The following is a 13,324-nucleotide window of genomic DNA, read 5'->3' on the forward strand; positions in this document are numbered from 1 at the left end:
CCTCTCTATCAGCGGTTAACCTGGGCGGCCGGGATGCGCAGCACCAATAGGGCGCCGGCGGCCAGAATCAGGGTGATCAGGTACATGCCCCATGCTGGGGAACCGGTGGCCGAGCTGATGCCACCCACCAGATAGGGCGAGAAGAAGCCCGCCAGGTTGGCGAAGCAGTTGACGGCGGCGATGCCCGCGGCGGCGGAGACCCCGCCCAGCAGGTTGGTCGGCAACATCCAGAACAGCGAGGAGGCGGAGAGAATGCCCGCCGCCGCCAGACAGAGGAAGCCAACCGAGAGCATGACGTTGTGGCCGAACAGCGTCGCCAGCACCAGCCCGGCCGCCCCGGCGAACATCGGGATGATCATGTGCCAACGCCGCTCGCGGTGGCGGTCGCCGCTGCGCCCGGCCAGCAGCATCACCACAATCGCGCACAGGTAGGGCACGCTGGTCATCAGGCCAATGTCGAGCGGCGCGGAGAGGCCGGCATTCTTCACCAGCGTCGGTAGCCAGAAGGTGAGCGCGTACTGCCCCATCACCACGCAGAAGTAGATCATCGCCAGCAGCCACAGCCGGCGATCGCGGATAAAGGCCGCCACGCTGCCGTGGGTATGCTTGTGCTGGTTGTCGGCATCCAGATCCTCGCGCACCAGCCGCTTCTCATGCTCATCCAGCCAGGGGGCATCCTCCACCCGGTCTTTCATCACCATCAGCACCACCAGCCCCATCAACAGGGTGGGGATCGCCTCCAGCACGAACATCCACTGCCAGCCAGCCCAGCCATGCACCCCGTGGGCGCTCGACATAATCCAGCCGGAGAGCGGCCCGCCAATCATCCCTGACAGCGGGATGGCGATGAACCACAGCACCGTCATGCGCGCACGGCGGCTGGAGGGGAACCAGTAGGTGAGGTAGAGCAGCAGCCCCGGTGCCAGTCCGGCCTCGGCCACGCCGAGCAGGAAGCGCAACAGGTAGAATTGCCAGGTGGTTTCGACAAAGGCGAACATCGCGGAGATCAGCCCCCAGGTGATCATGATGCGGGCGATCCAGCGGCGTGCGCCGACGCGGTGCAGGATCAGGTTGCTCGGCACCTCGAACAGGAAGTAGCCGATGAAGAAGATGCCCGCGCCCAGTCCATAGACCGTCTCGCTGAAGTGGAGATCGTCCATCATCTGTAATTTGGCGAACCCGACGTTCACCCGGTCAAGGTAGGCGCAGAGGTAGCAGAGCATTAAAAACGGCATCAGCCGCCAGGCAATTTTGCGATAGGCGTTATCGCGCGCGGCCGAAACCGCGCTGATATTGAGCGTTGTCATGGTTCACTCCTGAGACAGGCGGAGAGTCTCCCACCACGGCGGGAGGCCAGTGCAAGCCAGCGTTGGGCGCGCCCGTCAGTGGATCAACATGCCGCCGTTGACATCCAGGGTGATGCCGGTGAGGTAGCTGGAGAGATCGCTGGCGAGGAACAGCGCGGCGTTCGCCACATCCTGCGCGGCACCCAACCGGCCGAGCGGGATGCCAGCGAGGATCGCGTGGCGGCGCTCATCCTGCATCAGGCCACCGGTGATGTCGGTCTGGATCAGGCCGGGGGTGAGGCAGTTGACGCGGATCTGGTCGGGGCCGAACTCGCGCGCCATCGCTTTTGCCAGCCCCAGCACGCCCGCCTTGGCGGCGCTGTAGTGTGGCCCGCCGAAGATGCCGCCGCCGCGCTGCGCCGAGACGGAGGAGAGGCAGATGATGCTGCCCTTGCTCTGCTGGCGCATCGCCGGGATGACCGCCTGTGACATCAGCAGCGTGCCGCGCAGGTTGACGTCCAGGATGCGGTCATAATCCTGCATACCGATCTCCAGCGTCTTCACCGGCTGGGTGATGCCCGCGTTATTCACCAGCACGTCGATGCGGCCATAGTGGTCAAGGATGCGCGCCACCGCCTGCTGCACCGAGGCGGGGTCAGCCACGTTGGCCGCCAGCCCGAGATGGCCGCTGCCAAAACTTTCGGCTGCCGCCTGCGAGGCCCGTTCATCCAAATCCAGCACCACCACCCTCGCCCCCTGTTGGGCGAAGCACTGCGCAGTGGCACGGCCAATGCCGCGTGGCGAGGCGGCACCGGTGATTACAGCAACTTTATCGGTCAGTAACATGGTTCACTCCTGAATAATTTTGTTATGTCGGTAGTAGCTACCGGTAGGGTCACGTTCAGGATTGAAGGCGGCGGCCTTTTAGGCAATATAAAAAAATTCAGTTGATGCTGAATTCACTTCAGGGTTTGATGGGGTTAACATTTTTGCTACATGTGACGGGCGATTGCCGCCCGCTAACCGGAGAGAAGCCGCATGACGGAGAAAAAAGCCGGGAGCCTGCCCTCCATCAAGGCGTTGCAGGTGTTCGAACAGGTGGCGCATTTTGGCAATGTGGCGCGCGCGGCGGAAGAGCTGAGCATCACGCCGTCGGCGGCCAGCCACCAGCTGGCTAAACTGGAGCGGCTGGTGGGCGGATCGCTGTTCAACCGCAGCGCGCGCGGCGTGACGCTGACCCTGACCGGCGAGAGCTATCTGCGTGAGATCGGCGCGCTGCTGCTGCAACTGACGCACGCCACCGAGCGCATTAGTAACGAGGGGGAGCGGCGCGCCCTGCGCATCCACTGCGCGCCCAGCTTCGGGTTGCTGTGGCTGCTGCCGCGGCTGAAGGATTTCCGCGAGCGCCACCCGGAGTTGCAGGTTACGCTCTCCTGCTCCTACGAGAACCTCTCCTTCAGCCGCGACAACATTGATATCGCCATCCGCCACGGCTTCCCGGAGTGGCAGGCGTTTGAGATCCGCACCATCCGCCGCGAGCAGGTGTCAGTGATGGCCTCGCCGGACTATCTGGCCCGCCAGCCCATCCCCTCGCCAGAGGCGCTGTGCCACCATCCAGCGCTGATCCTGTCAGAAACACCGCTGATCCAGTGGCCGCAGTGGTTCGCCGCGCATCACCTGCCGCAACCCTCCGCCCCGTGGCTGTTCAGCTTCGACCGCTCCTACATGAGCCTGGAGGCGGCCACGCTCGGCCACGGCATCGTGCTGGAGAGCGAGCTGCTGGCGCAGGATTACCTGCAACAGGGCAAGCTGGTGCGGCTCTTCCCGGCAGAGATGAGCGTGCCGGTGAGCGCGCACCACATTGTCTATCCACGAGGTTTTAGCCAGCTGGCGCGCGTCAAACAGTTTCTGGCATGGATGAAATCCGAACTTCCGGCCGAGGCATCCCCGTAAAGAGGGTGGGTGTGCTATCTTCGCTGCCCTGAATGGTTATTTACTCCTGCGTGATGATACAGACTCTCTTTCAACGAATTAAACGCGGTTGCGCCCGCCTATGGCCGCAACCGCTGGCAATAAGCACCCGCGGTATGCTGCTCTCCAGCCTGGGTGCTGGGCTGGGCATCTCCATTACTGGTTGGATCAGCCATGCTCTGCTGGGCGAGGCCAACCTCTGGTTTATCGCGCCGATGGGCGCTTCGGCAGTGCTACTGTTTGGCGTGCCGAACAGCCCGCTGGCGCAGCCCTGGTCAATCCTCGGCGGCAATCTTATCGCCGCGCTGGTGGGGATCACCACGGCGCATTTCATCCCCAATCCCGGCCTGGCCTGCGGCGTTGCCGCCTGCCTCGCCATCGGTTTGATGTTCAAGCTGCGCTGCCTGCACCCGCCGGGCGGTGCAGTGGCGTTGACCGCCATCCTTGGTGGCCCGACCATCCACCAGCTTGGCTACCAGTTTGCCTTTTCACCAGTGTTGCTGAACTCCTTCACCTTAGCGCTGCTAGCGATCCTCTTTAACAATTTGGCCGGGCGGCGTTACCCCCACCCGCTGGCCGTCAGCGATCCTAAACCCGCCCCCATGCCGCTCACTGTGCCCATTACCCGTGAGGATCTGCACGCCGCGCTGCAACAGGATGATTTGCTCGATATCGATGAGGATGACCTCCAGATGCTGTTGCACCGGGCAGAACAAGCTGCGCAACGGCGCGCGGCGTCTTGAACATGAGGCCCGCTTGAAGCGGGTCTCTTTATTTTTAACCAAATATCTTTCTGTTGTTGGCTAAGGGCTTATTTATTTCCGCATTCACATATTGAAAAAAGTTAATTACCCGCTGAGCACAATGAAACAATTAATTCATTAGGCTGCTTGCTAGAGTGATCGATGAATAAACCCGGAGATAACAATGAATTCTACAATTAAAAATTTGACTACCCATCGCAGCGAAAGAAGTTACCTTGATAAGGCCATCCCGGAAGAGGTGATCAACAATATCATTGAGGCCGCGTACCGCGCGCCGACTTCGGTCAACTCCCAACAGGTGTCAGTGGTGGTGACCCGCGCCCAAGAGAACCGCAATAAGATTGCCGAGATCGCGGGCGGCCAACCGTGGATCAAGCAAGCCCCGCTGTTCCTGACCTTTGTGCTGGATATGCACAAGTCTGAGCAGGCGATCAGCGCCCACGGCGGTGAGCAGCTGGCCCATGAGAGCATTGAGGCGCTGGTTTCCGGCAGCACAGACATTGGCATCGCACTGGCGTCGGCCATGGCAGCCGCACGTGCGGAAGGGTTGGGCGTGGTGCCGATCGGCGGTATCCGTCGTGATCCGGAGGCGATGATTGAGTTGCTGGCGCTGCCGACGCTGACCTTCCCGGTGGTGGGGCTGGCGATTGGGTACGTTGACCAACCGGCGCACCTGAAACCGCGCCTGCCGATGGCGACCTTCCGCCACGAGGAAGCCTACCGCACTGACGGCCTGGCTGAGCAGATCGAGCAATATAACGCTGACATCCAGCAGCACTGGAAAAATATTGGCCGTAATGATGGCGATAGCTGGAGCGAAAGCGTCGGCGGCTATTATAAAAACATCTATTTCCCGCAGGTTCTGCCGGCGGTGATTAAACAGGGCTTCGGCACTAAAAAATAATTTTCTGGGCGGAGGCTCTGGCTTCCGCCTATTATTTCCGCTCCCGACCCTCCCTGTAACATCTTCGTCCCACTGCCCGCCTGACCCGGTTAATAAACTGCCACCTTTCGTTCGAAATCACATCATAGTTCAACAGAAAGTAAACCAGTTTACTAAGTTAACTATTTTTAATGAAATAATTTAGTTAAATTCCGCATCATTTTGTTACTTTTGTTCGTAAAACTTCTGCGTTTCATACCTTTACGTTAAATATTTAGAATGCAAACTAACGCGCTCTTAAAAATTTCTAAAAACAATTAACATTTATTTAATGTGAGAGTGTGTGATTTATGCTGCTCCAGAAGGAAACCACCCGCCGCAAGTTCTTGCTTGGGGCACTTGTCGCGTTACCCGTCAGCGACATGATCTTCAAGGGCCTGACCGCCGCACAAGCCGCTGAGATGGCCGCGCCGGAACTGGCTGACTATAAACCGATCTTCTTTACCCCCGATGAGTGGCAGTTTGTGCTGGCCGCTACTGACCGGCTGATCCCGGCTGGCGGCAATGGCAAGGCACCGGGCGCGCTGGAGACCAATGTGCCGATCTTCATCGACCAGCAGATGCACACGGACATGGGGCAGGAGATCTACATGCAGGGGCCATTCAATGCCCACGCCCCGGCCGCCATGGGCTACCAGCTGCCGTACACCCCGCAGCAGGTGCTGAAAAAGGGCATTGCCCTGACCAGCCAGCACTGCCAGCAGGCCCACCAGCAGCCGTTCCATGCGCTCTCCCAACAGGACAAAGACGCGGTGCTGACCCAGCTGCAAAAAAACGACGTGGACTTTGCCGCGCTGGGCGAGCCAGACCTGAAAGCCTCCCAGTTCTTCAGTGAGCTGCTCTCCAATACCAAGCATGGCTACCTCTCCGACCCGATGTATGGCGGCAACAAAGGCATGAAAGCCTGGATCGCCATCGGGTTCCCCGGCGCGCGCGCCAGTTACCTGGAGTGGGTCAAGCAGCACAACATTCCTTATCCGCTTGGCCCGGTCAGTATCAAGGGCGAACGCGCCTAGGGCGTGGGCAGAACATTTCTATTTTTGATTGGCAGAAAAAACAATGGCACAGCTAAATAAAAAAGAAGTCGATGTTGTCGTGGTCGGCCTGGGGTGGGCTGGCTCACTGATGAGCATCGAACTGGCAATGGCAGGCTTGACAGTGCGCGCGCTGGAGAAAGGCCCGGAGCGCAGTTATGAGGAGTTTGCCTACCCGAAACCGGCGGACGAGTACGCCTATGGGGTGCGCAACCGCGTGATGACCACGCCCGCCGAGTCAGCGGTGACGGTGCGTTACACCATGAATGATACGGCGCTGCCGACCCGTAAATGGGGCGCGTTTGTGCCGGGCGGCGGCGTGGGCGGCTCTGGCCTGCACTGGACGGGCGTGTTGATCCGCCCAACGCCGACCGACCTGAAACTGAAAACCTACGCCGACGAGGCCTACAAGCCGGGCATTTTGCAGGAAGACATGCGCGTCATGGACTTCCCGTTCACCTGGGATGAGATTGAGCCTTACTTCGACAAGTTTGAGCGCATTTGCGGCCAGTCCGGCAACACCGGCAACCTGCGCGGCAAAATCCTGGAGGGCGGCGATCCCTTTGAAGGCCCGCGATCCCAGCCGATGCCGCTGCCAGCACTGGAGGATACCCTCAACAACGTGATGTTCGCCGAGGCGGCGAAAAAGCTGGGCTACCATCCGTTCCCCAACCCGTCGGCGGCGGTCTCCCGCGCCTGGACCAACCCGTATGGCAACCAGATCGCCCCGTGTAACTACTGCGGCTATTGCAGTAAATATCCCTGCCTGAACTACTCCAAGGCATCGCCGCAGACCGCGGTAATGGACGCCCTGAAGCGCATGGACAACTTCTCCTATGAAGTGAACGCCAACGTGCTGAAAGTGGTGCTGCATGATGACAAGAAGACCGCCAAAGGCGTGATCTACATCGACGAGCAGGGCAACGAGTGCTTCCAGCCAGCGAAAATCGTGGTGCTGAGCAGCTTCCAGCTCTACAACGTGCACCTGATGCTGCTCTCCGGCATCGGCAAGCCCTACAACCCGATCACGGAAGAGGGCGTGGTGGGGCGCAACTATGCGTTTCTGAGCAACGGCGGCGCAACCCTGTTCTTCAAGGATAAAAACTTCAACCCGTTCGCCACCTCCGGCCCAACCGGGCAGATGTTCAATGACATCTCACCGGGCAACGTTGATGGCCCAGGGCTGGGCTTCATCGGCGGTGCCAAGATCCACAGTTCACAGGCCACCGGCACGCCTATCGGCACCGCGCTGCCCAAGGGCACCCCGAGCTGGGGCGCTGGCTGGAAAGAGGGGCTGGAGGAGTGGTATGGCCACTCGATGAAGATCAGCATCACTACCACCTGCATGTCCTATCGGGACATCTATCTGGATCTCGACCCGAACTACACCAATGAGCACGGCCAGCCGCTGTTGCGCATGACCTTCAACTGGAAGCAGAACGAGCTGAAACTCCAGCAGTACCTGAAGGGCATCGTCGGCAACCTCGCCAAGGAGCTGAACCCGGACAGCATGAGCATGAGCTTCCTGCCGATGGACGCCAATTTCGACCTCACCAAGTATGTCTCCACCCACAACGTGGGCGGCGCGGTGATGGGCGACGATCCGCGTACCTCCGCGCTGAACCGCTACCTCCAGAGCTGGGACGTGCACAACGTCTTCGTACCGGGCGGCAACGCCTTCCCGCAGAACTTCCAGGCGAACCCGACCGACACCATCGGCGCGATCACCCTGATGGCGGCACAGGCGATCAAAGAACAGTATCTGAAAAACCCCGGTCCATTGGTGCAGGTGTAAGCATATGAAATCCTTGTCTCTGAAAAGCCTTTTTATCGCCCCGGTTTTGCTGGCTGGCGTGGCCGCCCACGCGCAGGCGGAAGATAATGCGGCCCTGATCAAACAGGGTGAGTACCTGTCACGCCTTGGCGACTGCATGGCCTGCCACTCGCTGCCCGGTAAACCGGCCTACTCCGGTGGGCTGGCGATTGAGTCGAACCTCGGCACCATCTATTCGACCAACATCACGCCGGACAAGGCGCACGGCATCGGCAATTACAGCGAACAGCAGTTCTCTGACGCGGTGCGCAAGGGCGTGCTGCCGGATGGCTCGCGCCTCTACCCGGCGATGCCCTACCCGGACTACGCCAAGATTAGCGACGCCGACATGCACGCGCTCTACATCTACTTTATGCAGGGCGTCGCGCCGAGCGCCGAGCAGCCGCCGGAGACCAGCCTCAGCTTCCCGTTCAGCCAGCGCTGGGGTATGCGTTTCTGGAACTGGGCGTTCACCTCAGACACCCCGTTCAAGCCGATTGGCGGCGCCTCCGCCGAGGTTAACCGCGGCGCGTACATCGTCGAGAGCCTCGGCCACTGCGGCAGTTGCCACACCCCGCGCGGTTTCGGCATGAACGAGAAGGCGCTCGACAGCGGTGACAGCCAGTTCCTGGCGGGCGGCAGCCTGAATGATTGGGGCGTGCCGACGCTGCGTGGTATGCCGCGCTGGAGCGAGCAGGAGATCGTTGATTACCTGCAAACCGGGCGCAACGATCAGGCGGCGGTCGGCGGCGAGATGAAAGCGGTGGTTGAGCACAGCTCCTCGCACATGACCGACGCCGATCTGCACGCGGTCGCGGCCTACCTGAAGTTCCTCGGCGGCAACCCGCCGTTGCAGAAGCGTGATGAGCAAGCGGTGGCGGCCACGGCGGCCAAGCTGACCGCGGCGCAGCACCTCACCACCGGTGAGCGCCTCTACCTCGACAACTGTGGCGCGTGCCACTTCGTCAACGGCCAGGGCGCGCCGGGCGTCTTCCCGCAGCTTGACCAAGCCTCCATCGTGATGGCGGATGACCCGACCGGGCTGATCCACACCATCCTGGCGGGTGCGCAGCAGCCTTCCACCGCCAAAGCGCCCTCCACGCTGGCGATGCCGGGCTTTGCCAACCGCCTGAGCGATGAGGAGGTGGCCCAGCTGGCGACCTTCATCCGTCAGGGTTGGAGCAACAGCGCCCCGGCCGTCAAGGCGGAGCAGGTTGAGAAGGTGCGCCACACCCTCGCCCACTGATCCTGAACGCCACAGGGGGAGCCTTCCCCCTGTTTTTCCGCCCTCCCACGCCGCAATTAAGTCAAATTTCGTTCACAATTTCATCTCTCTGTCATAGTTAACCGGTAACACTCAGCGCGGACACCTTTACTCTTTTTTAATGGCGAGGAAGAGATGAGTGAAAAAATAGTCATGCCGCCGGCAACGACCGCCGGTGACGCCCGTCCCAATTTGGTCAGCAAGAACAGCAAGTTGAATGGCGTGGTCATCGCGGTGGTGGCGCTGGTGGGGCTGGCGTTCGCCGGCTTCAACCTGTTCAGCGACGTGGCGGACTCCGGCCAGGTGGTCACCAGCTATACCCCGTTTGTGTTGCTGGGGCTGGCGTTAGTGATCGCGCTGGGTTTCGAGTTCGTCAATGGCTTCCATGACACCGCCAATGCGGTGGCGACGGTGATCTACACTCACTCCCTGCCGCCGGGGGCGGCGATCCTCTGGTCAGGGCTGTGCAACTTCTCGGGAGTGCTGCTCTCCAGCGGCGTGGTGGCATTCGGCATTATCTCGCTGCTGCCGGTGGAGCTGATTTTGCAGGCCAGCGCTGGCAACGGGTTCGCCATGATCTACGCGCTGCTGTTCTCGGCCATCCTCTGGAACCTCGGCACCTGGTATCTTGGCCTGCCCTCCTCCTCCTCCCACACCTTGATTGGCTCCATCATCGGCGTGGGGGTGGCGAATGCGCTGAACCACGGCCGCAGCGGCTGGGATGGCGTGAACTGGGATCAGGCGCTGAACGTCGGCTATGCGCTGCTGCTGTCGCCGGTGGTGGGGTTCACCTGCGCCGCGCTGCTGCTCCTGCTGATGAAAAAAGTGATCCGCAACCGCCAGCTCTACGTGTCGCCGGAGGGCAAGCGCCCGCCGCCGCCGTGGATCCGTGGCCTGCTGATTTTGACCTGTACCGGCGTCTCCTTTGCCCACGGCTCCAATGATGGCCAGAAAGGCATGGGGCTGATCATGCTGATTTTGGTCGGCACCATGCCGATTGTCTATGCGCTCAACCGCTCCATCCCGCCGGAGCAGATCCCTCAGGTGGCGGCGTTGGCACAGGTGACGGAGCAGCAGTTGATGAATGGCGCGACCCCGGCGCCAAACGGCACGCCGCGTGACGTGCTGATCCAGTTTGTCAGTTCCGGCGAGAATACCCCGGCAGTGCTGCCGGCGCTGGGGCAGATGCTGCACCAGATCAACCGCCAAATCCGCCCCTATGGCTCGATGGATCGCATCCCGGCGGAGCTGGTTGCCAACACCCGTAACGATATGTATCTGGCCTCAGAGAGTATCCGGGCGCTGAAGCACGCTGGCGTGGCGCTGCCTGCGGCGACGCAGGAGAACCTCGACGCCCTGAAACGTGAGCTGGACAACGCCACCCGCTTTATCCCGCCGTGGGTGAAGGTGGTGGTGGCGCTGGCGCTAGGCCTCGGCACCATGGTCGGCTGGCGGCGGATTGTGATCACCGTCGGCGAGCGCATCGGCAAAAACCACCTCAGCTATGCCCAGGGGGCCAGCGCCGAGCTGGTGGCGATGACCACCATTGGCGCGGCGGATGCCTTCGGCCTGCCGGTCTCCACCACCCATGTGCTCTCCTCCGGCGTGGCGGGCACCATGGCCGCCAACCGCTCCGGGTTGCAGATGGCGACACTGCGAAACCTGCTGATCGCCTGGGTGCTGACCCTACCGGTCTCCATCCTGATCTCCGCGCTGCTCTACATGCTGTTTACCCGCCTCTGATTGACGCGCGCGCCGGTGGGCGCGCGCTCCCTCCCCGCCCCCGGCAAATAATCCCCTGCGCTACGCACTGTTTCAGGTATGGTAAGCAGGCAATGCCCTGATGTTTATGGTTCATTTCCCTGCCACCTATCGGAGACCAGCATCTTGACCCTGCAACAGTTGCACTATTTTTTGGCGGCCATCGAGCATGGCACGCTCTCCCGCGCCGCGGAGCAGCTGCATATCGCCCAGCCCTCCCTCTCTGAACAGATCCTGCGGTTGGAGGGGGAGATGGGCACCCACCTGTTTATCCGCACCAACCGCAAGCTGATCCTGACAGAGGCGGGCCGCCGGTTGCTGCCCTACGCGCGCGCTACCCTGATGGAGGCACAGCGCGGCTTTGAGGCCGTGCAGTCGGTGCGCGAGCTGCGCGGCGGCGTGGCCTCTTTCGGCACTTTTGGTACTGCCCACCAGTACTTTTTGGCGGGCCTGATTGCCGAGTTCCGGCGGCGCTACCCGGAGATGCGGCTGCGGCTGGTGGGGCTGAACTCGTCAGAAGTGGCGGAAGCGGTGATCAATGGCGACATTGAGGCCGGGCTGGTGATGCTGCCGGTCAACAATAAAAGTCTGGTGGTCAGTGAGCCAGTGTGGTCAGCGCAGGTCGGTTATATCAGCGCCGACCCCGCCCGGCTGGCGGGCCGGAAGGATATCCATGCGCTGCTGGCCGCCCCGTTGATTTTGAGCGAGGCCAAATGGCACAACACCGACCCGATCCGTACCCTGCTCAACCGCCGGGCGCAGCAGGTACGCGGCAATTTTGAGCCGGTGATCGAAGTGGAGCACCAGAGCACCGCCTTCGAACTGGCCGCCCAAGGATTGGGAGATCTTATCGCTACCCGCCCCATTCTCCACCACCTCGGCTACCATGACCGTTTGGGCTGGGTGCCCGTTGATCCACCCATTTTTGAGGTCTTTTCCTTTATCTATCGGGCGGATACCGCCATCTCCTCCGCCACCCGTGAACTGATGCAGCTGATGCGCCAGTCCCTGAATTTGGTTCAGGCGCGTTACCGTCATATTGAAAATTGATGGCTGGCCGCGCCTATAGGCGCAGCCTATATGAACCAACCGAATAAGCTTATTCATTCCCTTGCCATAACCGCCTATTAATGAGTCAACAAGGTTACACGTTTGTTGCAAACCCATTGCAGGAGAGCGCTATGAGTGAGGTTCCACGCTATTGCATTATCGGTGCCGGGGCGGCCGGGCTAGCCGCCGTCAAGACGCTGCGCGATCAGGGCATTGAGGCGGAGGTGTTTGAGAAGAGCGACCACGTCGGCGGCCACTGGCACCACGATTACGACGCGCTGCATCTAATTACGCCGAAGAACTCATCCTGTTTCGACGGCTACCCAATGCCCGAATCCTATCCGCTCTACCCCAGCCGCGATCAGGTGCGGCACTACATCGACAGCTATGCCGATCACTTTGGCCTACGCCAGCACATCACGTTCAATGCGCCGGTGGAACGCCTTACCCCGCTCGGCGCACAGGCCGAGGAGGGCTGGGAGGTGACGGTCAACCAGCACACGCGCCGCTACCAAGGCGTGCTGGTCGCCAATGGCCACCTGTGGGATCCGGCGCTGCCGCCGGAGGCCGAACGCTTCAGCGGCATTTCACTTCACTCCTGCCAGTACCGCAACCCCGACCAGTTGCAAGGCAAGGTGCTGGTGGTTGGCTGCGGCAACTCTGGCTGCGATCTGGCCGTCGATGCCGCCCAGCACCGCTTTGAGACTGACGTGGTGATCCGCCGTGGGCAGGTGTTCCAGCCCAAGGCGCTGTTCGGCCTGCCGCGCGCCGAGCTGCCGTTCCTCAACCAGTTGCCGCCTGAGCTGCAAAACGCCATGACGCAGATGCTGATCATGGCCTCCCTCGGCAACTGGAAAAACTACCCCGGTATGCCGGAGCCGGAGAGCTGGGATCTGGAGAAGCAGCCGCCGGTGGTCAATAACCTGCTGCTCTACTGGATCCAGCATGGCCGCATCCGCGTGCGTCCCGGCATCCTTGCCATTGAGGGCAAGCGCGTCACCTTCAGCGACGGCACCTGTGCCGACTATGACAGCATCCTGTGGGCCACCGGTTTCCATACCCGGCTGCCCTTCCTGGAGGCGTCCCTGCTGAGCTGGCAACAGGGCGTGCCGCTGCGCACCGCGGCCATGACGCTGCCCACCACGCTGGAGAACCTCTATTTTGTCGGGCTGGCCGCGCCGCGCGGCCCGCAGTGGCCAGTCTACTGCCAACAGACGCGGCTGATTGCCCGCCTGATCCAGCTGCAAGAGGGCGGCATCACCCATTTGGCCGGGCTGCTGGCTGGCCAACAGCCGCATGACGCCCGCATCGATATTGTCCGCCGCCTGTGGCAGCAAGATTACGACGACACCTGGCGCACGCTGGATCTGCTGGAGAAAGTGCACTCGCAGCGCCGCGCCACCCCTTCCCTTTCCACCACCGCGAGGATCCTATGACA

11 protein-coding genes are annotated in these 13,324 nt (G+C 61.4%); 9 read left to right on the forward strand and 2 right to left on the reverse strand.

Annotated elements, in window-relative coordinates:
* Window positions 1-8 precede the first annotated feature (8 nt).
* Window positions 9-1,307 (reverse strand): MFS transporter, encoded by a 1,299-nt coding sequence (locus tag ACK3SD_RS19410; RefSeq protein WP_137765071.1) that lies wholly within the window; start codon window positions 1,305-1,307, stop codon window positions 9-11.
* A 75-nt stretch (window positions 1,308-1,382) separates the two neighbouring features.
* Entirely contained in the window at window positions 1,383-2,132 is a 750-nt protein-coding gene (locus ACK3SD_RS19415; protein ID WP_481127969.1) for an SDR family NAD(P)-dependent oxidoreductase, read from the reverse strand.
* A 192-nt stretch (window positions 2,133-2,324) separates the two neighbouring features.
* Between ACK3SD_RS19415 and ACK3SD_RS19420 the strand changes: the two genes are divergently transcribed.
* From ACK3SD_RS19420 to ACK3SD_RS19460, 9 genes are all read left to right on the forward strand, one after another.
* Window positions 2,325-3,239 (forward strand): LysR substrate-binding domain-containing protein, encoded by a 915-nt coding sequence (locus ACK3SD_RS19420; protein WP_481127970.1) that lies wholly within the window; start codon window positions 2,325-2,327, stop codon window positions 3,237-3,239.
* Between the two features lie 53 nt (window positions 3,240-3,292).
* Window positions 3,293-4,000: an HPP family protein gene (locus ACK3SD_RS19425; RefSeq protein WP_481128049.1), complete on the forward strand. Its 708-nt coding sequence runs from the start codon at window positions 3,293-3,295 to the stop codon at window positions 3,998-4,000.
* 184 nt (window positions 4,001-4,184) lie between these two features.
* On the forward strand, window positions 4,185-4,925 hold the full coding sequence (locus tag ACK3SD_RS19430) for a nitroreductase family protein (RefSeq protein ID WP_481127971.1): 741 nt from the start codon (window positions 4,185-4,187) through the stop codon (window positions 4,923-4,925).
* A 329-nt stretch (window positions 4,926-5,254) separates the two neighbouring features.
* Window positions 5,255-5,980: a gluconate 2-dehydrogenase subunit 3 family protein gene (locus tag ACK3SD_RS19435; RefSeq protein ID WP_137765075.1), complete on the forward strand. Its 726-nt coding sequence runs from the start codon at window positions 5,255-5,257 to the stop codon at window positions 5,978-5,980.
* Window positions 5,981-6,023: 43 nt separating this feature from the next.
* Window positions 6,024-7,793, forward strand: coding sequence for a GMC family oxidoreductase (locus ACK3SD_RS19440; protein ID WP_481127972.1), 1,770 nt, complete (start codon window positions 6,024-6,026; stop codon window positions 7,791-7,793).
* A 4-nt stretch (window positions 7,794-7,797) separates the two neighbouring features.
* Window positions 7,798-9,057 (forward strand): c-type cytochrome, encoded by a 1,260-nt coding sequence (locus ACK3SD_RS19445; RefSeq protein ID WP_481127973.1) that lies wholly within the window; start codon window positions 7,798-7,800, stop codon window positions 9,055-9,057.
* A 153-nt stretch (window positions 9,058-9,210) separates the two neighbouring features.
* The gene (locus ACK3SD_RS19450; RefSeq protein WP_481127974.1) at window positions 9,211-10,818 is read left to right on the forward strand and encodes an inorganic phosphate transporter; all 1,608 of its coding nucleotides are present in this window, start codon (window positions 9,211-9,213) and stop codon (window positions 10,816-10,818) included.
* Between the two features lie 144 nt (window positions 10,819-10,962).
* Entirely contained in the window at window positions 10,963-11,886 is a 924-nt protein-coding gene (locus tag ACK3SD_RS19455; protein ID WP_137765079.1) for a LysR family transcriptional regulator, read from the forward strand.
* A gap of 131 nt (window positions 11,887-12,017) precedes the next feature.
* Entirely contained in the window at window positions 12,018-13,322 is a 1,305-nt protein-coding gene (locus tag ACK3SD_RS19460) for a flavin-containing monooxygenase (RefSeq protein WP_481127975.1), read from the forward strand.
* The last annotated feature ends 2 nt before the right edge of the window (window positions 13,323-13,324 follow it).

The sequence above is a fragment of the Chimaeribacter sp. YP20170169 genome (assembly GCF_056739715.1).